This window comes from Anaerobacillus alkalilacustris (genome assembly GCF_001866005.1).
Classification (GTDB): Bacteria; Bacillota; Bacilli; order Bacillales; family Anaerobacillaceae; genus Anaerobacillus; species Anaerobacillus alkalilacustris.
On the sequence record NZ_MLQR01000024.1, the window covers coordinates 24,931 to 47,199 of the forward strand.

The 22,269-nt window shown below is 33.7% G+C and carries 21 protein-coding genes and 1 riboswitch; of the genes, 17 read left to right on the forward strand and 4 right to left on the reverse strand.

Features of this window, described 5'->3' with window-relative positions; all coding sequences use genetic code 11:
* Positions 1–301 precede the first annotated feature (301 nt).
* On the reverse strand, positions 302–1,411 hold the full coding sequence (locus BKP37_RS09225; protein ID WP_071309325.1) for a glycoside hydrolase family 88/105 protein: 1,110 nt from the start codon (positions 1,409–1,411) through the stop codon (positions 302–304).
* Between the two features lie 309 nt (positions 1,412–1,720).
* Here BKP37_RS09225 and cydS point away from each other — a divergent pair, with 309 nt between their 5' ends.
* The 3 genes from cydS to BKP37_RS09235 are packed head-to-tail and all read left to right on the forward strand — an operon-like array spanning position 1,721 to position 4,212.
* Positions 1,721–1,822, forward strand: coding sequence for a cytochrome bd oxidase small subunit CydS family protein (gene cydS, locus BKP37_RS21005; protein ID WP_407639569.1), 102 nt, complete (start codon positions 1,721–1,723; stop codon positions 1,820–1,822).
* A gap of 15 nt (positions 1,823–1,837) precedes the next feature.
* Positions 1,838–3,172 carry a cytochrome ubiquinol oxidase subunit I gene (locus BKP37_RS09230; RefSeq protein ID WP_071309326.1) on the forward strand — a complete coding sequence of 445 codons (1,335 nt, stop codon included), beginning with the start codon at positions 1,838–1,840 and terminating at the stop codon, positions 3,170–3,172.
* A gap of 26 nt (positions 3,173–3,198) precedes the next feature.
* Positions 3,199–4,212, forward strand: coding sequence for a cytochrome d ubiquinol oxidase subunit II (locus BKP37_RS09235; protein ID WP_071309344.1), 1,014 nt, complete (start codon positions 3,199–3,201; stop codon positions 4,210–4,212).
* Between the two features lie 464 nt (positions 4,213–4,676).
* Here BKP37_RS09235 and BKP37_RS20315 read toward each other — a convergent pair whose 3' ends face one another.
* The gene (locus BKP37_RS20315) at positions 4,677–4,808 is read right to left on the reverse strand and encodes a transposase (RefSeq protein WP_084034628.1); all 132 of its coding nucleotides are present in this window, start codon (positions 4,806–4,808) and stop codon (positions 4,677–4,679) included.
* Between the two features lie 100 nt (positions 4,809–4,908).
* Here BKP37_RS20315 and BKP37_RS21010 point away from each other — a divergent pair, with 100 nt between their 5' ends.
* From BKP37_RS21010 to BKP37_RS09290, 12 genes are all read left to right on the forward strand, one after another.
* Positions 4,909–5,007: an RCC1-like domain-containing protein gene (locus BKP37_RS21010; protein ID WP_425424982.1), complete on the forward strand. Its 99-nt coding sequence runs from the start codon at positions 4,909–4,911 to the stop codon at positions 5,005–5,007.
* Complete coding sequence (locus BKP37_RS09245; protein WP_071309328.1) at positions 5,004–5,222, forward strand: RCC1 domain-containing protein; 219 nt, start codon at positions 5,004–5,006, stop codon at positions 5,220–5,222. The genes BKP37_RS21010 and BKP37_RS09245 overlap by 4 nt, the downstream gene beginning before the upstream one ends.
* A 346-nt stretch (positions 5,223–5,568) precedes the next feature.
* On the forward strand, positions 5,569–5,745 hold the full coding sequence (locus BKP37_RS20740) for a sortase domain-containing protein (RefSeq protein ID WP_084034633.1): 177 nt from the start codon (positions 5,569–5,571) through the stop codon (positions 5,743–5,745).
* 133 nt (positions 5,746–5,878) lie between these two features.
* Positions 5,879–6,080, forward strand: a riboswitch (cobalamin riboswitch).
* Positions 6,081–6,249: 169 nt separating this feature from the next.
* Positions 6,250–8,475 carry a ribonucleoside-diphosphate reductase subunit alpha gene (locus BKP37_RS09250; protein WP_281243034.1) on the forward strand — a complete coding sequence of 742 codons (2,226 nt, stop codon included), beginning with the start codon at positions 6,250–6,252 and terminating at the stop codon, positions 8,473–8,475.
* 14 nt (positions 8,476–8,489) lie between these two features.
* The gene (locus BKP37_RS09255; protein ID WP_071309329.1) at positions 8,490–9,527 is read left to right on the forward strand and encodes a ribonucleotide-diphosphate reductase subunit beta; all 1,038 of its coding nucleotides are present in this window, start codon (positions 8,490–8,492) and stop codon (positions 9,525–9,527) included.
* Between the two features lie 504 nt (positions 9,528–10,031).
* Complete coding sequence (locus tag BKP37_RS09260) at positions 10,032–11,579, forward strand: glycine betaine uptake BCCT transporter (RefSeq protein ID WP_071309330.1); 1,548 nt, start codon at positions 10,032–10,034, stop codon at positions 11,577–11,579.
* A gap of 271 nt (positions 11,580–11,850) precedes the next feature.
* Positions 11,851–12,450, forward strand: coding sequence for a hypothetical protein (locus BKP37_RS09265; RefSeq protein WP_071309331.1), 600 nt, complete (start codon positions 11,851–11,853; stop codon positions 12,448–12,450).
* A gap of 175 nt (positions 12,451–12,625) precedes the next feature.
* Positions 12,626–13,354 (forward strand): ABC transporter ATP-binding protein, encoded by a 729-nt coding sequence (locus BKP37_RS09270; RefSeq protein ID WP_071309346.1) that lies wholly within the window; start codon positions 12,626–12,628, stop codon positions 13,352–13,354.
* The gene (locus tag BKP37_RS09275; protein WP_071309332.1) at positions 13,351–14,373 is read left to right on the forward strand and encodes an ABC transporter permease; all 1,023 of its coding nucleotides are present in this window, start codon (positions 13,351–13,353) and stop codon (positions 14,371–14,373) included. The genes BKP37_RS09270 and BKP37_RS09275 overlap by 4 nt, the downstream gene beginning before the upstream one ends.
* Positions 14,374–14,444: 71 nt before the next feature.
* Positions 14,445–15,104: a TetR/AcrR family transcriptional regulator gene (locus BKP37_RS09280; RefSeq protein WP_071309333.1), complete on the forward strand. Its 660-nt coding sequence runs from the start codon at positions 14,445–14,447 to the stop codon at positions 15,102–15,104.
* Positions 15,105–15,387: 283 nt separating this feature from the next.
* The gene (locus tag BKP37_RS09285) at positions 15,388–15,909 is read left to right on the forward strand and encodes a DoxX family protein (RefSeq protein WP_071309334.1); all 522 of its coding nucleotides are present in this window, start codon (positions 15,388–15,390) and stop codon (positions 15,907–15,909) included.
* A 206-nt stretch (positions 15,910–16,115) separates the two neighbouring features.
* The gene (locus BKP37_RS09290; protein ID WP_071309335.1) at positions 16,116–19,172 is read left to right on the forward strand and encodes an efflux RND transporter permease subunit; all 3,057 of its coding nucleotides are present in this window, start codon (positions 16,116–16,118) and stop codon (positions 19,170–19,172) included.
* A 106-nt stretch (positions 19,173–19,278) separates the two neighbouring features.
* Here BKP37_RS09290 and BKP37_RS09295 read toward each other — a convergent pair whose 3' ends face one another.
* On the reverse strand, positions 19,279–19,575 hold the full coding sequence (locus BKP37_RS09295) for a ferredoxin family protein (protein ID WP_071309336.1): 297 nt from the start codon (positions 19,573–19,575) through the stop codon (positions 19,279–19,281).
* Between the two features lie 394 nt (positions 19,576–19,969).
* On the opposite strand from BKP37_RS09295, the gene BKP37_RS09300 reads away from it, so the two are divergent.
* Positions 19,970–20,494, forward strand: coding sequence for an acyl-CoA thioesterase (locus BKP37_RS09300; protein ID WP_071309337.1), 525 nt, complete (start codon positions 19,970–19,972; stop codon positions 20,492–20,494).
* 22 nt (positions 20,495–20,516) lie between these two features.
* Positions 20,517–20,711, forward strand: a complete 195-nt coding sequence (locus BKP37_RS19260; RefSeq protein WP_084034630.1) for a peptidylprolyl isomerase — start codon at positions 20,517–20,519, stop codon at positions 20,709–20,711.
* 331 nt (positions 20,712–21,042) lie between these two features.
* Here BKP37_RS19260 and BKP37_RS09305 read toward each other — a convergent pair whose 3' ends face one another.
* Positions 21,043–22,173 carry a histidine kinase N-terminal domain-containing protein gene (locus BKP37_RS09305; RefSeq protein ID WP_071309338.1) on the reverse strand — a complete coding sequence of 377 codons (1,131 nt, stop codon included), beginning with the start codon at positions 22,171–22,173 and terminating at the stop codon, positions 21,043–21,045.
* Between the last annotated feature and the right edge of the window lie 96 nt (positions 22,174–22,269).

The following is a 22,269-nucleotide window of genomic DNA, read 5'->3' on the forward strand; positions in this document are numbered from 1 at the left end:
GCATAAAATGGTAATCGCGCACAAATTTGAGAAATCGCGCAGAAAGGGATCTGGATCGCGCAGAAACAAGGGTGAATCGCGCACAACCGAGTAGAAACCGCGCAAAAAATGGTAATCGCGCAGAAAGGGATCTGGATCGCGCAGAAACAAGGGTGAATCGCGCACAATCGAGTAGAAACCGCGCAAAATGCTAGAAGTATTTTCCTTGATTTAGGAGTTTAGGTTTCGTTTCACATCAAAATGTAAAAAGAGTGTGTCACCAAAAGCTATGCTTTGGGGACACACTCTTTTTACATTCGTATTAATAAGTTTTTAATAGTTTTATTTCATTAAACGCCATTAAGAATGGAGCTACTCCATGTCCGTTGTTAGTAACGATTGGCTCACCGTGGCAATAATATTCGTAGCTGCCGTCACGAACAATACCTAACTCTGGATGTGTGCCAAGTCCAGCGCTTTTACAAATGCCACCTAATAATACCTCTCCATTCTCTTCAGTAATGTATTGGTCAATGATTCCATCAAATGCTAATTTACCGAATTTGGAGTAATCATCTGCTAAATAGCCAAGGCGTACACCTTTTAATATTGCATAAGCAAACATAGCAGTTCCACTTGATTCTAAGTAGTTCCCTTTACGACCACTAAATTCTACTACTTGATACCACAATCCACTACTATGTTGATAACGTAACATGCCATCAATAGCTTCACTGAGGAGATCCTTTAATTCATCGGTATTTACATTTTCGCCTTCAAGTAATTCCATAATATCAACGAGAGCCATCACAAACCAACCAGCGGCACGTGCCCAGACATGTGGAGATAGACCAGTTTCTTTATTGCACCAGAACATTTCACGAGACTCGTCATAGGCGTGATAATATAATTGAGTTGCATCATCAAATAGAAGGTTACGAGTTTGTTTAAATTGATTAAAAGTATCGGAGTAGTCTTTTTTCTCTTCGAATTCCTTGATGTACTGTACATAAAATGGCTGTCCCATATAAAGTCCATCCATCCAAATCTGGTTTGGATAGTTGGTTTTATGCCAAAAGTTCCCTGTGTTCGTTCTAGGGTATGTTTCTAATTGCTTGAAAATTATATCTAGCACTTTTTTATATTTTTGATCTTTTTCTTTTTTATAAAGAGTAAAGAGAATAGCAGTCATTCTGATTTGGTCGATTGTATAATAATTAATGTCGATTTGCTTAACATGACCATTTTCATCAACAAGCCGATCTATAAAATCTTTTACAAATTGATAATCTTCCTCATTCCCCGTTTGTTCATAACTATCTAAGTAAGCTTTCATAATACATCCTTCTACATAGTGCCACTTCGTTTCGTACCACTTGTCACAACCATCCATATATTGCTTTTTAAACTTTTCGATTATTTCATATGCCAATATAATTCCCCCTTAATTAGATTAAAGATGAGTACTTAAAAATAACAACGTTGTAATTCTAATATTAAGAGTAAATGTAAGCGCGGTCAATATATTTTTGTTCGTTAAAACCTTTTTAAGTTAAGAAAGACACAAAAATTTTATTAATCGTATTACTTTCTTTAATGTAATAATGTTTTATTAGTTTAATTAAGTTCTATAGATTTTTGATTACAGCTATTGGGATTTTTCGAAATTGTTACATACTTTTACCAATAACGGTAAAAATAAGTGATGCAATTTAAGAGAAATTGAAAGGGTTTGGTAAAGGTGGATTTTTTTATCATAATGGTAGCCCCAGTACTTGTCGTTTTTATTTCAGTTATTGTTTTCTTTATATGGGCATTAAAAAGTAAAGAAAATTACAAGTAGAAGGAGGAATAAAAATTGGAGTTTGATACGTTATTATTAAGCCGTTTACTTACATTTATAACGTTAGCATTTCATATTATTTTTGCGACGATCGGTGTTGGTTTACCGCTTTATATATGTTTAGCCGAGTTAATTGGTATAAAAAGAAAAGATCCATACTTTATCTTATTAGCAAGAAGGTGGACGAGAGGTTACGTAATTCTTGTTGCTGTTGGCGTCGTAACTGGCACGATTATAGGTTTGCAATTATCCTTATTATGGCCTAGTTTTATGCAAAAAGCCGGCCACTTAGTTGGACTACCATTGTTTATGGAGACTTTTGCCTTTTTCTTTGAAGCAATTTTTTTGGGGATCTATATATATACTTGGGACCGTTTTTCCAACCCCATTTTTCATTGGTTATTATCCATCCCTGTTGTAATTGGGTCATCTGCATCTGCATTTTTTATTACAACTGTAAATGCATTCATGAATACACCAAGAGGCTTCACATTAGTTGATGGCTCATTTTTGAATGTACAACCATTAGTTGCGATGTTTAACCCTGCTACACCAACAAAAGTTGCACACGTACTGACAACAGCTTATTTGACTTCAGGGTTTGTATTGGCAAGTATTGCAGCTTACTTTTTATTAAAAGGAAAAAGTCACGTTTATTATAAAAAAGCACTACACTTTTCAATGATAGGTTGTTTAGTTTTTTCGATTTTTACAATGTTAAATGGCGATTTTGCTGGGAAGTATTTAGCCAAGTACCAACCAGAAAAACTCGCAGCAGCTGAATGGCATTTTGAGACAGAAACTCGTGCAAAATTGCTTTTAGGTGGAATCCTTGATGAGGAAACACTAGAGGTTAAATACGGTATTGGAATTCCAGCTGCTCTCAGTATATTGGCCTATAATTCCCCAGATGCGGAAGTAATAGGACTTAATGATTTCCCAAGGGATTTATGGCCCCCACTTTATATCCATTATTTTTTTAACATTATGATATTTAGTGGAATGTTCTTAGCATTTGTTGCAGTTCTATATTTTGTTTTTTATTATGTCAAAGCATTGAATTCGCTACACCCTTGGTTGTTACGAGGCATATTTCTAGGTGGACCGTTAGCAATGCTTGCTATTGAATCAGGATGGATTATGACTGAAGTAGGTAGGCAACCATGGATTATAGTTGGACTTATGAGGACAGGTGAAGCTGTTACGACAGCAGGGGAAGTGTTTGAAATGCTAATTTTGTTTACAAGTTTGTATTTCATTTTAGGTTTATTAGTACCGGTTATTTTAATTCGTTTATTTTCAAAAAAATCAGCAGAAACTGAGATCGAAAAAAGAGGGATTATTTTATAGAAACGTGGGGTGTTACAATGAACGACATATCCGTTGAAATTATTGGTATCACCGTATTATGGATTTTTCTATACGGGTATTTAATGATTGCATCGATTGATTTTGGTGCTGGGTTTTATTCCTTTTATGCTAGGGTAACTGATAAAAAGCATAGTATTAGGGTAGTTATTGATCGTTATTTATCACCAGTATGGGAAGTTACCAACGTCTTTCTTGTTTTTTTCTTTGTTGGTTTGATAGGTTTTTTTCCTGATACAGCCTATTATTATGGTACAGCATTGCTAGTTCCAGGGAGTATAGCATTGGTATTACTAGCTATACGAGGCTCTTTTTATGCATTTGCAAATTATGGGGTTAGGGAAAATAATATTTATTTATTTTTATACGGTGTATCAGGTTTGTTTATCCCTGCATCTTTATCCATTGTGCTAACGATATCAGAAGGAGGGTTTATAGGACAAGAAGGAGAACATGTACACTTATTGTTGTCTGAACTTTTTTTCAGTGCCTACTCTTGGGGTGTTGTATTATTATCGATTGTTAGTGTGTTATTTATTAGTGCTAGCTTTTTAACTTATTATGCGCAGCGAGCGGAAGATGACGATGCCTACAAACTAATGAGAAAGTTTACGTTAATATGGAGTGGACCAACTATCCTACTAAGTTTTTTAGTTTTTTTAACGTTACGTACACATAACTTGGAACATTTCGAAGCAATGGTCGGGGAATTTTACTTTTTTGTGTTATCGTTAATTTTTTTCATAGGTGCAGTGTGGTTAATTTATAAACAAAAGTACTTTGGGACAGCTTTTATTTTTGTAGCTTTACAATATGGGTTTGCATTTTTTGGTTATGGTTATACACATTTGCCCTACATCCTCTACCCTACATTAACGATATATGAAAGTATCACCGGTGACGAGATGGGTATTTCATTAATTATTGCCTTTATAAGTGGGTTACTATTGCTCATTCCTTCTTTATATATGCTCTTTCGATTGTTTATATTTAATGCTGAATATAACAAAGGCGTACGATAAAAACAGAAGAAAGTCCTTAGTTTTAGCTAAGGGCTTTTTTTGGAAGCTACTACTTTGATTACTTAGAAGTTGCTTTGCGAGAAGCTAACGAAGTGGCAAAGTAGCAGCTGCTCGCCACCAAGGCGCTTGCACTTTTTCTGTGAAAATAACATTGTCGAGCCCACGACTAAGAGGTTAGAAAGCCTTAAAACAGGGATTTTTAGAAAAAAGGCAATACCAAAATTAGAGGGTGTGACATCATTTTTTTAAAATAACAACCTTAATTGATTATAGAAATAGGGGTTATCTAACCAGCTAGACAGGGTTCTGAGAAGTGTTGTTTATTGAGAAATAAAGTATAAATAATTTTAATGACCTTGTGCGTTATAGCCTGTAAAGCTTTTTTCTTACCTCGTCTAGCAGAAAGAGACCAAAAAGTATTTGCCATTGAAGTCTTTTTCGACCTTGTTATTGCCCATGCAAACTCACACAGAGCTGATTTTATATGTGGGTTTCCTTGAACGCTTTTGGAACTTTTTTTTACCAGCACTTTCATTATTTCCAGGTGATACACCAGCCCAAGAAGCTAAATGTCTAGATGAAGGAAATTGACCCATATCCGTTCCGATTTCAGCAATAATACAGTCCTGTTTCAGCAAATACTGATATTGGTTCAGCTGCTGTTTATGTAGCTAATAACAATTCATATGCAGTAACATCGATGGTGAAGTATGGTCATGGGGAGTTAATCAAAATGGTAAATTAGGTATTGGAAGTACTGATTTTACTGATGATGGGGAGCGATTATTCCAGTGAAAATCCCTCTCTTTACTAATGTAAAAGCTTTAGCTACAGGTAGTGGTCATATTATAGGCTTAAAAAATGCTGGAACTGTTTGGGGTTGGGGTAGAAATGATTTAGGACAATTAGGATTAGGCAACATTGAAAGTCCAGTTATTTCACCAGTGCAAATTACGGGATTAGATAACGTAAAAACAATCCACGCAGGAAACAATTTCTCTTTACCTTAAAAAATGACGGAACAGTTTGGACGTGGGGTGTTCGCGATAACGGGAGGTTAGGTCTAACTGAGTTAGTCATCATTTTCATATTTGAAAATATAAAATGGAGGAGTTTATGGTTTTTCAATGGCTAACTAAACTAGGATTTATCATTGGACTAGGTACTGCTATATATAGTGGGTATATGATTGGTATGGTAACCAATAAGTTGTAATTGCATTAACAGAAGCAAAAGAGGTACTAAGTATAGAGGGGGATGTTATTGATAGACAAACACTACCATTATTACAACAAGAAATAAAACAGGAACTAGATTTTACAGATGCATTTGGAATTTTAACTATTCCTAAATTAGATAGAGAGCGGTTCTTATACGTATGAAGTTACAACGACTTATATTGTTGATGCTGATGATCTGACGGTCATAGATTTTACGATTGATGAAGAAGTTCTTCTACTAACTACATGTTATCCATTTAGTTATGTTGGGATTGCACCACTTCGTTATGTGATTGAAGCTAAACCGAAATAATTAATGTAACAGCTTATAAATTGATAAACAAAACAATTGCGAAATAGTGAATACTAATATAAAATTACGAGTACAAGATATAGTTTACGCGAGCGAGGATAGAACTATATATAGAATTTTTTATGTTATTTCATAATTTTACGGAAAAATAGGTGTCTATTTATGAGACTTAATAGGGAATTCGGTGAAAATCCGCAACTGTCCCCGCAACTGTAATTGTGGACGAAATGAGATGACCACTATATAAGATTGTCACTTTTTGTGGTGCTTATATGGGAAGGCTCAAAGTAGGGTGAAGCAAAAGTCAGGAGACCTGCCTGTTTTCCAAGTTTCTAAGTCTTCGGGGGCTGGGATTCTAGAAACGGTACGAATAATGATATGGGAGGAGTTGTTTCCTACCCATAAATTATATAATGCCGTTTCTCTAGCCTCTTCCACGTAGGAAGGGGTTTTTTACACGTTAGGAAAGTATAGGTAAGAAAAATTGAGAGAGGTGGCTATAACTTGAACGTTGTCATAGATCCTGAACAAAAATGGAAAGAACAAATAACTTTAATCATGAAAAAATTTCCAAATCTTAATTATCGTAATTTTGAAGACAAATCTTTTCGAATGCTAGAGAAATTAGATAATCAAAATGAAGAAAAAATCTTAAACAAGATTATTTTAGAAGCACTTGACCATATTACCAGTGAAGAACCTGATTGGACGTATATTGCAGCACAAATTTATGTAAATCTTTTATACAAACAAGTTGAAAGAAATCGTGGCGGACGAGTCTATCAATCCTTCAATAAGCTCATTGAAAGTTTATATGAGAAAGGGATCTATCGTAACGATTTATTAAATTGTTATGATCGAATGGAAATTAATGAATTAGAAGGTTTACTAACTCCAAAAAATGATCAATTATTTACATATATTGGCGTGAAGACGTTAGCTGATCGTTATTTAGCCAAAACACATGAAGGGTTACTTTATGAACTCCCACAAGAACGATTTTTAATCATTGCGATGACATTGATGAGGAAAGAACCGAAGCAAAAAAGACTAGAATATGTGAAAGAAGCGTACTGGGCTTTATCTAATCTTTATATGACGGTTGCAACGCCGACTTTGGCGAATGCTGGAAAAACCTATGGGCAATTATCGAGCTGCTTTATTGATACAGTTGATGATAGTTTAAGAGGAATATTTGATAGTAATACGGATGCTGCAACTGTGAGTAAAAATGGTGGAGGTTTAGGGTTATATTTAGGTAAAATTCGTGCGAAAGGGTCTTCGATTAAGAAGTTTAAAGGTAATTCGTCGGGTGTTTTACCATGGATGAAGCAGTTAAATAATACCGCAGTTAGTGTTGACCAACTCGGGCAACGTCAAGGGGCAATTGCAGTATATTTAGATATTTGGCATAAAGATATCTTTTCTTATTTAGATGCAAAATTAAATAATGGTGATGAGCGCCTTCGGACACATGATTTATTTACTGGTGTTTGTATTCCAGATTATTTTATGGAAAAGGTAGAACAAAGAGATGATTGGTATCTGTTTGATCCACATGAAGTTCGGCAAATAATGGGCTTTTCTTTAGAAGATTACTATGATGAGAAGCAAGGTCATGGAAGTTTCCGAGAAAAGTATCAACAATGTATGGCCAATCAAGCTTTATCACGAGAAGTTGTCCCTGCAATTGAAATATTTAAAAGGATCATGATTTCCCAACTAGAAACGGGTACACCTTATATGTTTTATCGAGATACAGTTAATCGATTAAATCCAAATAAACATGCTGGGATGATTTACGGATCAAATCTTTGTACAGAGATTATGCAAAATATGAGTGCAACCACGGTAAAGGAAGAGGTCACAAAAGACGGAAAAATCATTGTAACAAAGCAGCCAGGTGATTACGTTGTGTGTAATTTGAGCTCAATATCATTGGCTAGAGCAGTACTCGATGACGTTCTAGAACGATTAATCCCAATTCAAATTAGGATGCTTGATAATGTTATTGATTTAAACCGTATTAACGTCTTGCAAGCTGAGATCACTAATCAAAAATATCGAGCCATAGGTTTAGGCACATTTGGATGGCATCATTTACTTGCGTTAAAACAAATAAAGTGGGAATCAAATGAGGCTGTTGAATATTCAGATCATTTATATGAAAAAATTAATTATCTTTCAATAAAGGCAAGTCTTGAACTGGCAAAAGAGAAAGGTGCTTATCCGATGTTTAAAGGCTCTGAATGGGAGTCTGGTAAATATTTTGATGATAGAGACTATCACTCACAGAAATGGAAGCAACTTAAGTTTGAAGTAATGAATAATGGAATTCGAAACGGTTATTTGCTTGCCGTGGCACCAAACTCTTCAACTTCGATCATCGCTGGTTCGACTGCATCAATTGACCCAATATTTAAAAAAGAATACTCAGAAGAGAAGAAAAATTATAAAATTCCAGTTACTGCTCCTGATTTGAGTGCTACGACAACTTGGTACTATAAACCGGCTCACATGATCGATCAGCATTGGAGTATTAAACAAAATGGTGCAAGACAAAAACACATCGATCAAGCGATCTCATTTAACATTTATGTGAAAAATACGATACGTGCTAAGGAGTTGTTAGAACTTCATATAGCAGCATGGAAAGCAGGATTAAAAACTACTTATTATGTTCGTTCAACTTCTAGTGAGATAGAAGAGTGTGAAAGTTGTTCAAGCTAAGGGAGGATTAATTTATGAGTATATTGCAACGACGTAAACTTTATGATGTTACAGCACCAAATGCTTCAACGGGAATCATTAATGGAAAAAGTTCTAACGTTTTAAATTGGGATGATGTACGATTTTCGTGGGCCTATCCTCTTTATAAAAATATGCTGGCAAACTTTTGGACTCCGTTTGAAATTAATATGTCGGCGGATATCAAGCAATATGAAAAACTATCAGCAACTGAAAAAGAAGCTTTTAATAAAATTATTGGTTTACTTGCTTTTTTAGATAGTATTCAAACCGATTATTCGATGCATGTGGCCAAATACTTAACAGATTCTAGTTTGTCAGCATTAATGACTGTTCTTTCGTTTCAAGAAGTGGTTCATAATCAAAGCTATTCGTATGTTTTATCTAGTGTTGTTCAAAAACATAAGCAAGATGAGATTTTTGAATATTGGAAACATGATCCAATCCTTCGTGAAAGAAATGATTTTATTGCTGAAGGATATGAACGTTTTATTGAACATCCAACTCCACAAACGTTATTAGAATCGATTGTATTTGATGTTATATTAGAAGGTTTAAATTTTTATTCAGGCTTTAGTTTCTTTTACAATTTAGCACGAAATCAAAAAATGGTATCAACCTCAACGATGATTAATTATATTAATCGTGATGAACAACTGCATGTTCATTTATTTTCAAATATTTTTAAGGAATTGAGAAAAGAGTATCCTGAACTTAATAGTGAAGCTAATCATAGGTTTGTTCAACGAACGTTTCGTAAAGCTGCTGAACTTGAAATAAAGTGGGCGAAATATATTATTGGAGAAAAAATAGATGGAGTCGAAATGAATGATCTTGAGGCTTATATAAAGTTTATCGCCAATAAGCGTGTGAATGAGCTAGGAGTTGAGCGACCATATGAAGGCTATCGGACGAATCCTATGAAATGGATTAAAGCCTATGAGGACGTTAATAGTAGCAAAAGCGATTTCTTTGAACAAAAATCACGCCAGTATACAAAAGTATCAGTTGATAATGGATTTGATGATCTTTAAAAAAATGATTAATAAGTAAACGAGTAACTGTGAAATGAAATTCAAGAGTTTTTAGCATCATTAGCTAAAAACTCTTTTTCACATAATCAGAATTTATAAATTACTAACTTGAAAACTGTCTAGCTCCAGGCGCCTACGAGCTCGGTCACTTCAGTCCTTTTCGGAAGCCAAAAAGCGGCTTCTGTCAAAGGCCTTCCAGTGCCTTTCGCTCGTGACCAAGGCGCTTGCGCTTTTCTTGATTATTATGGAATAAAATTAAGACTAGTAAGTTTGATATAATGACTAGTTTTTCGGAAACAAGAGGATGATACTTAAAATAAGAGCAATACGAAATATCTTAGGGAATAATTTAAAGCTATTCATGACTATCAATGAAAACTCGAGAATATCGCTGAGTATGGCTTTTCACATTTGCGGTAATTTATGGTTTAATTAAATCATATTGTATGTACAGAAAAAACTTTACGAACAGTAGAACGATTATGGAAAGGAAGTGTCATAATAATGGATAAAAGTGACAGGACAGTTTTTAAAGTTTCGGTTGGTATCGCTGCTCTTTTTGTATTAATTGGTGTCCTTATTCCTAATCAGTTAGGTCAAGCAATGGTTGTTGCTCAAACCTTTGTGCTTGAATCTTTTGGTTGGTTTTATCAACTAGTAGCTACATTTTTTCTTGTTTTTGCTATTTATATGATCTTTAGTAAATTTGGCAAGATTAAACTTGGAAAAGAAGATGCTAAACCAGAATTTAGTAGACCGACATGGTTTGCGATGTTATTCTCAGCAGGTATGGGGATAGGACTGTTATTCTATGGTGTAGCGGAACCAATTGCTCATTTTGCTTCACCACCAATGGGAGAGGGCAGTACAGAACAATCTGCAATTATGGGGATGCGTTATACTTGGCTTCATTGGGGCTTACATGCTTGGGCTATTTATGCAATAGTTGCTCTAGCACTTGCTTATCAAAAGTTTAGAAAAGACGCACCGGGATTAATGAGCGCTACACTTTATCCTGTGCTTGGTGAAAAGGTGAAAGGTCCGATTGGTAAAACAGTCGATGTCGTAGCAGTTTTTGCAACTTTATTTGGAGTAGCAGCTTCATTAGGTTTAGGCTCTCAACAAATAAACGCAGGACTAGAATATCTTATTGGTATTCCTAATAACTTTATGGTACAAATGTTAATTATGGGTATCATAACAGTTCTTTTCATCATCTCAGCAAACACAGGAATTTCTCGAGGCATAAAGTATTTAAGTAATATTAACATGTCGTTAGCGACATTACTTTTATTTGCAATGCTAATCCTTGGTCCTACGCTATTTTTACTTAATATGTTTACTACAAGTCTTGGTAGCTATGTACAAAATGTTGCTCTTATGGGTTTACGTTTATCACCTTTTGATGGAAATGAAGCAGCCTTTACACAAGGGTGGACAGTATTTTATTGGGCATGGTGGATTTCATGGACACCATTTGTCGGTATGTTCATTGCTCGTGTTTCAAAAGGGAGAACGATACGCGAATTCACAATAGCGGTATTACTAGTCCCAACAGTTGTTTGTGGTCTCTGGTTTACGGTCTTTGGTGGAACCGGGATATATTTAGAATTAATTCAAGGTTTAAATGTATCAGGTCAGGGACTTGAAACAGCGTTATTTTACGTATATCAACATCTACCTTTCGGAATAGTTCTTTCTATTTTAACAGTAGCATTGATAACAACATTTTTTGTTACTTCAGCTGATTCGGCAACGTTTGTATTAGGAATGCTGACAACTGGTGGGAAGTTAAACCCTAACAATCGAGTTAAGGTTACGTGGGGAATTATTCTTGTCGCGTCAACTTTAGTATTAATGGCTTCTGGAGGGTTAGCCGGTTTACAAACAGCTATCATTGTTAGTGCTCTACCGCTTACCTTTATCGTGTTAATCATGTGCTATGGATTGGTAAAAGGACTTAATAAAGATTTAAAAGAACAAAATAAAGCTAAAGATATAACAGCGGTGAATAAAAAGGAGAAAAAAATAGTTGGTAAGACTGCTATATAAGTAAATACTAATTACGGGTAGTTTCAAAAGGCACTTCTAAATAATAGAAGTGTCTTTTTTCATAAAATAGATTATTTTTTCAGACTACAGTAGGTAAACTAAGGTGTACCCTTGCACTCTTTTACACTTGAAAGATAAGGGTTAAGAAAAAAATATGAAAGTTAAAAACTTTTTTATAAGTTGTAAGGTATATAGAGTGATTTAATTAATTGGATCTCTAAACATCATAATTGATCTGATTAAAAAAACAATAACGAGGAGAGGAAAGAAAATGAAAAACCTATTATTTTTTATTTTGTTTTCAAGCTTACTAGTTCTAGGGACTGCTTGTTCACCTGATGAAGGAACGCAAATCCCTGAAAGTGAAGACTCTATAGAAGAAAAAAATGAACAAGAAGAAGCAGAAAAAGAAGAAATAGATAATGAAGTTAGTATCGAAGAAGAAACATCAAAGGAAGAAGTAGAAACCGAACAGAAGGAATCTAAGCAAGAAGATTCTAACCTGAATCAGGAAGAAAGTGCATCGGAAGTTGATCAAGATATTGTCACCTTATTAAAAGGTAAAGCTATTGTAGGAAAGGAAATTAATGATGTGAAGCAATTACTCGGCGAGCCAAATGTTAATCATAAAGATACGATTATGCATGCATGGAGATATGATTATACGGAAGATGGCTACAAGTATAGTAACGAGCTTATATCTGTCGATGTTGCGGGTTTGACAGAGCGAAGTATGAACGCGCAAGTTTTCGTATACTTTGAAAACAATAAGGTTTCTTCAGTTTCTATTTATTATTTCACAGATGAAGATATTATGCATTACCGTGAAACAAAGGAAGGGTTTGAAGAATACTCTGCAAGTGCAGATTAATTACTTTATGAAAAAAATAGGGAAATGATGTGAAAAATCCTTACTACATGGTAGTAGGGATTTTTTTTCTTTTCAGGGAATAAAGGTTTTTTCAGTTAGTTATTGTAAATGACCTTATTATTACATAAAATAAAAGTGAGTAATCACTCATTAAATGATGGGAGGTCAGCAAATGATGAATACTTCTTTAAAAGTACAAGTAACAAATGTTTGTAAAAGCTTTGAAAATAATTTAGTCTTACAAAACATTAATTTAGATGTTAATGAAGGTGAAATTTTTGGATTGCTTGGTCCATCTGGTGCAGGGAAAACAACGTTAGTAAAAATGATTGCAGGTATCAACAATGCAGACAGTGGGACGATTCGTGTATTAAATGTATTGATGCCGAACCTATCATTACTTAAGAAGGTTGGGTTTATGGCTCAATCAAATGCATTATATGGTGAACTTACAGCTTTAGAAAACCTAGATTTTTTTGCCGCAATTTACGGATTGAGAGGTAGTATAAGAAAAGCCAGAATTGATTCAGTCATGGATTTAGTTAAGCTTACAGAAAATCTGAGGAAGCCAGTAAGCCAATATTCTGGGGGAATGAAAAGAAGGTTATCCTTAGCTATATCATTGTTACACGAACCAGAAATATTAATCTTAGATGAACCTACAGTGGGGATTGATCCGGTACTAAGGCAGTCTGTGTGGAACGAACTTAAGAGGCTAAGTGAAAACGGTACGACTATAATAGTTACAACCCATGTAATGGATGAAGCAGAAAAGTGTGAGCGTTTAGCATTACTTCAGGATGGTCATATAATAGCAACTGGATCTCCAGAAGAGTTAAAGGAGAAAACAAATGCATCTTCAATCGAAGAAGTTTTTTTACAATATGGAGGTGCTGATGTATGAAGGTAAAAGCATTAGTTATAAGAATTATACGGCAGTTTATAAGAGATAGACGAACAATTGCGATGATTATCATCGCGCCTATGTTTATCCTTTGGTTAGTTTCTCTTGTTTTTGCTGGAGAAAAATATGAGCCAACAGTTGGGTTTGTAGGTGGGGATGAAAGGATTGCTAAAAAGTTTGAAAATGCAGTGATGTTTAACGAAGAAAAAGGTGCGTTAACTGCTTTAATAAACACAGAAATTGATGGATATTTAGTTATTCAAGAAAGCTCACCAACGATCGTTATTGAAGGAACTGATCCAGCTATTAATAATGCTGTAATTCATATGGTTCAAATAGCGATACAAAGTCTCCAAAATTCACATGTCGAAAATCAACCGAAACCTGAAATCGTTTATTATTATGGTTCTGAAGATATGAGTACATTTGATAATATTGGTCCTTTTTTGATTGGTTTCTTTGTTTTTTTCTTTGTATTTATTATAGCAGGAGTATCTTTTCTTAGAGAAAGAACGAGTGGTACTTTAGAAAAATTATTATCAACACCACTGAAGCGTTGGGAGATCGTTATTGGTTATGTGTTAGGATTTGGGGTATTTACAACCATACAATCAACGATTATCGTCTTTTTTTCTATAAAAATTTTGGGAATGACGATGATAGGGTCAATTTGGTTAGTATTGTTAGTTACCCTTATTTTATCAATAACAGCCCTTACTCTTGGAACTTTACTCTCTGCATTTGCGAAAACTGAGTTACAAATGATTCAATTTATTCCAATTGTCATTGTCCCTCAAGTATTTTTCTCAGGTTTATTTAATGTTGATACGATGGTTCCGTGGCTTAAATCATTAAGCATTATTATGCCTTTAACCTATGGTGGAGAAGCAATGCGAGATATAATGTTACGAGGAAAAGGATTATCAGATATAGTGTTTAACTTAACAATTTTAATGTTATGTTCTATTGGTTTTATGATATTAAATAATCTTGCTTTAAAAAAACACCGTAAGATCTAGAGAAATTGTCTGATATTGGGTAAAGGTTTATAATGATAGTACTCTTATAGTGATTAAAGGAGAAAATAAATATGTCGCAATCAGATTCATTAAGGGAACTATTATTATTTGATGTAAGCAACGAAGTAAAATACAGTGAAAAGCAATTAAAAATTTTAGAAGCCGCTATTGAAACTTTTTCTGAGAAAGGTTATGCAGCGACATCGACGAATGAAATTGCAAAAAAAGCTGGAGTAGCAGAAGGAACGATATTTCGTCATTACCATACTAAAAAAGAATTACTTATAGCTATTGTTTCTCCTTTAATGACGAAACTTGTCGGGCCACATATGGCAAAAGATTTTGCTAAAAATATATTTGAAGTGGAATATAAAAGTTTTAAAGATTTTATTAGAAAGTTAGCTTTAAATAGGTATGAGTTTGTAAAAAAACATTCATTAGTTGTTAGGATTCTCCTTCAAGAAATTTCGCTTCACGATGAATTGAAAGAGCCTTACATGAAATTGTTTCAGGATCATATCTACGAAAAATTTAAAAATAAGATAGTTGAATTTCAAGATAAAGGAGAAGTTGTTCCGTTACCACCTGATACAATTATACGTTTAATAATAACGACGATTGTTGGAACTCTTGTGTCAATGTTTGTGCTGTTACCTGAAAAAAAATGGGATTATGAACTAGAAATGAACAGTACGATTCAATTATTAGTGAATGGTTTAATAGTGAAGTAACATGTTTAAATACCCTATTAAAAGTAAATCTTATCATCATCAAAACAACTCTGTTTAAGGATAGGATACTACTACAACGGTAGAAAACCTTACTTTCTGTATTTAAGAAGGGAAGGTTTTTTCTATTTGTGAGGTTATCACTATTGTCACAGTTTATCCAAAGAAAAGTAACAAATCCGTCAAACTTTGCTCAACTATTCACAAAATAATGTATTATACTTAAAGTAAGTTAGTAATCACTAACTAACACAAAATTTATTATGAAATAAGGAGTGAAGGACTTATGTTTATGAATTTATTAAGAAATAACGTATATGCATCTGGAATATTAACGGTGTTAAGAATATATTTAGGTTGGAAGTGGTTAACTGCAGGTTGGGGTAAAATCACAGGCGAACCTTTCAATGCTGCTGGATATTTAAATGGTTCAGTCAATAATCCGGTAATGAGTGGAGAAAGTATAGTGTATCCTAAATATGTGGCGTTTTTAGAAAATGTAGCTATTCCTAATGCTGATCTTTTTAGCTTTATGGTTGCATGGGGAGAGTTCTTAGTAGGATTAGGATTAATTTTAGGAGTACTAACAACAGCAGCAGCATTTTTCGGAGTTGTGATGAACTTCAGTTTCATGTTTGCGGGAACAGTATCAACAAATCCGTGGATGATCTTAATTTCAATGTTTATTTTAGCAGCAGGTGCTAATGCTGGAAAATTTGGTGGAGACCGTTGGGTATTACCATATTTAAAGCAATTGGTATTCGGTAAGCTAATTAAGAAAACAAACAATGTAGAAACTACAGCATAATATAAGTTAAATAGAGAGTACACGACTTACATTGGTCGTGTACTTTTTGCATCTCTTCTTGGTATATAGTTAGGAAAGTACTTGCGACAGATTGAATATTACCATCCTAAAAATAATTGATTTTGTTAAAAAATAATTATTTTTAACCCAATTTTTTCCTTTTTGTGTATAATTAAAATTGTTTGTGATATAGAGGAGGAGAACTTATGAGTTTATTACGTTTACTTATGTCTAGAAAAAAAATTGTAGGTTTAATGGTTGTATTTATTTTAATCATTGGTGTGTATGGGGCTGGTAAACTTGACCGAGAATTGTTTCCAACCATATCATTTGATGGTGCACAAGTCTATGTAAATGCAGGGCAAATGTCAACGTTAGATGTAGAGCAGGAAGTTACTAAGCCAATAGAACGAGTACTTAACGATATAAGTGGAATTAAACATATTCAGAGTACTTCTACCATTGGTGTTAGTCTAATAACAGTCCAAGCAGAAGAGGGGTTAGGTGAAGAAGTATTTAAAGAAATAGAAACTTCAATGATCGGTTTGGAGAATCAACTTTCTGGGGTTAATTTTATATCTACTTACCAATTTTCTACTGAGCAGCCTTATGAGTTTTATATGACGATTAAAGACGGTCCAATGGATAAAATGACTGAATTTGCAAAGCAAGTAGTGAAGCCGCGTATTGAGGCATTGCCAGAGGTTCGAGAAGTTAGTTTAGAGGGAATAGAAAATAAGGAAGTTCTTGTAGAATTAGATTTAAATCAACTTCAAGATTTACAACTTTCTCCCCAACAAGTTGTCCAAATAATTCATCAGGCAAATAATGATACATCAATTGTTACGTTAGAAGGAGAAAGTGGAAAGCCAACAGTGAGGTGGACGACAAATTTGTCAACTATTGATAATGTTAAGTCAATTGAAATTCCTACTGTTGCTGGAATAAAACAACTAAGTGAAGTAGCAAAAGTCTACGAGGAAAATAATACAACGACTTCAGTCGGATGGAATAATGGTACAAGAGAATTTATTTTTGTTCAAATAGGTAGGGCATCGGATGTTACACAGGTAGAAATGGCAGCTAGTGTCCGACAAGAGTTAGAAAAGATAGATGAGGAAGGGCTAGTTAATGATTTTGTTTTTGAAGAGTTGGTTGCTCAAGCTGATTATGTAACAGATACCATTGAAGGTGTAAGTACAAATGTTATGTTAGGTGGAATTATTGCTTTACTTGTTCTTATATTGTTTTTAAGAAACCTTCGTGCAACTTTTATTATTGGTTTATCTATCCCGTTATCGATTTTATTAACGTTCACAGGTATGTGGTTATTTGATTATAGCTTTAATATATTAACTCTTATTGGATTAGGACTTGGAATTGGAATGATGGTCGATTCTTCGATTGTTATTTTAGAATCGATTTATAGAAAAAAAGAGGAAGGTTATAAAAAACTAGATGCAGTTTTAGCTGGAGTTAAGGAAGTTGCAACAGCAGTAATTGCATCAATGTTAACGACTATCGTTGTTTTTGTACCGATTGGACTTCTCGGTGGTGAAATCGGTCAATTTATGATTGTTTTATCGATCATCGTAGTCATTACTTTAGTGAGTTCAGTTATTGTAGCATTTACACTTATTCCAACTTTAAGTGAAAATTTCTTGAAATTAAAGAATAAAAAGCATGGGCGCCAGGAAGGTCGAATTGTATTAAATTACGGAAGGTTAATTTCTTGGGTAACTAGAAAAAAGCGAAATCGATACAGTATTATCGTTATATTCTTGGCAGTTTTTATAAGCTCTTTATTATTAATCACTAAAATTCCAATGTCAGTTATGCCTGATGTTTTAAATCGATATGCTGAAATTATGGTTCAGCTTGAAAGTGGACTAACGCCAGCTGATAGGGAAGAAATTGCCATTGAAATCAATAAGACATTAAATGAGATCGATGATGTAGAAAATAATTTAATCATGGATAATGTTGATGCATTTTTTGTTCTAATTAACATGACACCAGAAGAGACTGCAACCCTACATCAAACTGAAGTTAACGAAGAAATAAATAGAGGATTACGTGAACTACAAAAAGACTACCCTGTTCAAAATGTAGGTACTGCCGATTTTTCTGGCTTAAGTTTCCCAGTTAATATTGAAATTAAAGGTGAAGAGTTTGAGAGACTAGATCAAATAGCAAATGAGTTAGAGTTGAAACTTGCATCAGTTGAGGGTTTGGTAGGTATTACATCGTCATCAAACAAAAACATGGCTGAAGAGCTAATTGAATTCAAATATGAAAATATGAAGAAAGATAGTGTAACTGCTACACAACTATTTTCACAAATGAAAGATTGGTCTATTCGGATACCGGCTGGTGAACTTAAACGGGAGGATTTACTATCACCAATTTTTGTAACAACAAATGTAAATATCAAAAATAAAGAAGATTTATTAAAGCAAAAGATTGCTACAATTAATGGAAATAAAAATTTATCTACTTATTTACGACTAGTAGAATTTGAAGTGCCGACGGAAGTGACACGAAAAGATGGAGAAAGAATGGTAACAGTATTTGCAGATATTGAAGGAAGAGATTTAGGTTCAATTAATCGTGAAATTGAAGAGGTACTAAAAAACTATGAAGCTCCTGTTGGCTATTCGATTACAACAGCTGGGCGTTTGCAAGAGCAAAAAGAAGCCCAGCAAGATATGCTTATCATAGTAGGGATTGCGATTTTTCTCGTTTATGTCGTTATGACTGTTCAGTTTAATAGCTTTATACACCCTGTCATTGTGATGTCAATCATTCCATTGACAGTAACTGGAGCTTTATTCGGGTTACTACTTACCCAATCTCAATTAAGTATCTTGTCGGGAATGGGGATGGTGTTTTTAATTGGTATTGTATTGAACAATGCAATTCTTTTCATTGATCGAACGAATCAGCTTCGTGTTCAGGGGTATCATCCAAATGAAGCTCTCGTTGAAGCCGGGAAAAATCGCCTCCGTCCAATTTTTATGACAACATTGACAACAGTTGGTGGTATGCTTCCGCTAGCAATTGCGTCTGGTACAGCGAGTAACTATCAATCTCCTTTAGCGATCGTTATTATTTCGGGATTATTATTTGCAACGTTTATTACATTACTCCTCATTCCGTCTGTATATCTTTTATTTGAAGATCTAAAAAACGGATTAAGTAGGTTGTTATTTAGAAAGTCCAAAAGGCGTAATATGAAAAGAGACATAGGTCTAGATAAATAATCATAATAAAAGTCCCCCTCACTTGAGGGGGATAAATAATAGTGTTGGTACCGCTTTCTTTTCGGTGGAACAAAAACAGGTTTAACTCAATATTAGAGAAATATTTTTACGCAAGACGGAAGACAATACCGTGTCCACCTTTTGGATATTCCCACTTAATATTTTCATAAGGACAACCAATACGACAACTACCACACTCGTGACAACCTTCATAACCTACATGCATACGAATTTCTTCCCACTTGTAAACTTCTGCAGGACAAAAAATTGTACATATTTTATCAGGGCATTTTGTCAAACAAGTGTCATGATCTAAAACATGTAAATGAGAATTTATGTCTGCTTTAAATCGCACAAGATATTGTTTTTCTTCGATTGTTTGAGCCTTTTTTGGTACACTCATGTTTCATCACTCTCCAATTTGAAGGACAACGAGAAATATTTTTAAATAACTCTAATCCTCCTTTTTTTATACTATTTGATTGTCATTGACCTTGATAAGGTAAAAAATGAATAAATCTATATTAAATTATATAAAAAGTAGTATAAAAAAATGCGATTAATACATTTGTTAATCATGTAAATTTGTAAAAAAATATGAAAAGAAATTATTTTATCCCACTTTTAAAGGGCAGTAAGACACCCACCACTGATTGAAGTTCAGCTTTTATTTCTATATATAATGAAAACGCTATAATTTGATAACTAGACATTTATCAAGGAAATATGTTAGATTATTAAGAAATTACGTTTGATTTTTTAATGTTCAAAATTTATAAATAAAGGATGAGGGTGCAATGGAAGAAAAATATATTAGAGAATCTAGAGTAGTTCAAACTGATTTGGTATTACCGTTTGATACAAATAACCATAACACACTCTTTGGTGGAATTCTTATGAAAAAAATTGATGCAGTTGCATCTGTTGCAGTAAGAAGACATTGCCGAAGTGAAGTGGTTACAGCCTCAACTGATTCGGTTGACTTTCTTCATCCTATTTTGACTACTGATTCGGTTTGTTTAGAAGCATTTGTCACATGGGCGGGGCATTCGTCCATGGAAGTGTTTGTAAAGGTTATTGCTGAAAATTTAAATACTGGAGAGCGCCGTGTTGCTGCTACAGCTTTTTTAACATTCGTAGCATTAAATAAATCGAAAACGCCTGTCCAAGTTCCTAAAGTAATTCCTGAAACCGAAGAGGAAATATACTTGCATAAAACAGCAGAAGATCGAGCGAAAATTCGGAAAGACAGAAGAATTAAAAGTAAACAATTAGCCGAAAAATTATCGATGGATAAACCATGGGATCGTGTTAGTATTTAATATGTTTTATGATCTTTGAAACATTAGAAATGGAGTTCGCTCTGATGAAGAAGCTTTCAAGTTAGCAAATGAAGTATATGAACAACTACTTGCGGGTATTGAAATGGTAGATTTGGTAAATCAATACTCTGATGACACGGAAAGTATAGAAAATGAAGGTCGCTATGAAAATGTAGAAATAATCAATTTAGTTCCAGAGTTTAGTGATGGTTATTAAATTTAGAGATAGATACATATAGTACGCCAGTAAAGGCGGAGTATGGGTATCACATTATTCAATTAGAAGAATTACAAACCGCACCATATGAAGATGTTACTGAAACTTTATTAGCGGAATTAACTCATGAAAGGTATATTGATTATTACTTTGATATGCTTCCAGAACAAATTAACGAAGTCAGATTACCGGAAGTTGTTGAGGAATAAAAAATCATGGGGAAACAGAAATAATAAGACCGGAATATACGGTTATTAATACATCACTAGTGAAGTTAAGCTTTTATTAAAAACTTAGTAATAATAAACTAAAAAACACTCCCGTTGACTACTTAGTCAAGTGGGGGTGTTTCTTTTCTTAAAACAGGTAATTGGATACTAAAAGTTGTTTTTTCTTCATTTGAAATACATGAAATAATTCCGTTATGTTTCTCGATAATTTTTCTACAGACAAATAACCCTATTCCTGTGCCTAACTCTTTAGTCGTATAAAAAGGCTCAAATATTACTTCTCTTGTATCATCTGGAATTAAAGGACCGTTATTAGTGATATTAATAAGCACATTTTGTTTGTCGAGAATAGTTTCAACAGTAATTTCTCTTGGTTTTTCCTTCTTATTAATAGCGTCAATCGAATTCATTAAAATATTAAGGAATACCTGCTTAATTTCATTTTCATTAGCAATAATAAATGCATCTTTCGCGTAGTTAGTCGATACATTCACATCTATATCGACAATACTAGGGTATAAAAACTTTATGATATCTTCTAATAAAAGTTGAACAGTTAAAATTTCTTTACGTTTTTCTTGGGCGCCTTCATTTTTTGAAGTGTGTAGGAATTGTGTAATTCTAAATTTTAGCTGGTCAAGTTCACGTTCAATGATATCAATATATTTTAATGTTGGATTATCAGTTTTTAATAATTTAACAAAGCCAATGACTGCTGTTAGCGGGTTTCTAAACTCATGGACAAAACTTGAAGACATTTGACCTAGTAAACTCAGCTTGTCTTTATGAGACTGATTAATTAATAAATTTTTTTCTTCAATTTGTTGTTCTTTTAACAACGTATACTTTCTTACAACGAAATAGCAAAAGTGATCAAAGGTTACATTAATTCTTTCAATTGCTAATTGTAATTCATTCCTAGTGACCTCTGCAGAAAATACTTGGTTAATAATTAGAGATCTTCCATAATTCACGTTATAAACGAAATCACCAATGTTTTGATTTGATTCAACTCTTTTTTTAGCTACTTTGTGTGCAAACTCTTTTAGTTCATTTTTTGAAATAGAGTTTGCCAATGTCTTTTGTACTAGTTGATACATTAATAGCCCAATTTCTTTAATTTCATCTTTATATATATCGTTTGATTCTAGTCGGATATTATGATACCACTCTTCAAGAAATTTAGTATTGTTTTTTTCGAAAAAGTCGATCAAATTAGAGATTTTCACCATTTCCTCACCACTTCTACATAGGTACTAATATACTTATTTCTACAAAAAAAATGTTGTTCCTTCAATTTTTTGAAATTTTAATAAAAGAGTGAATTT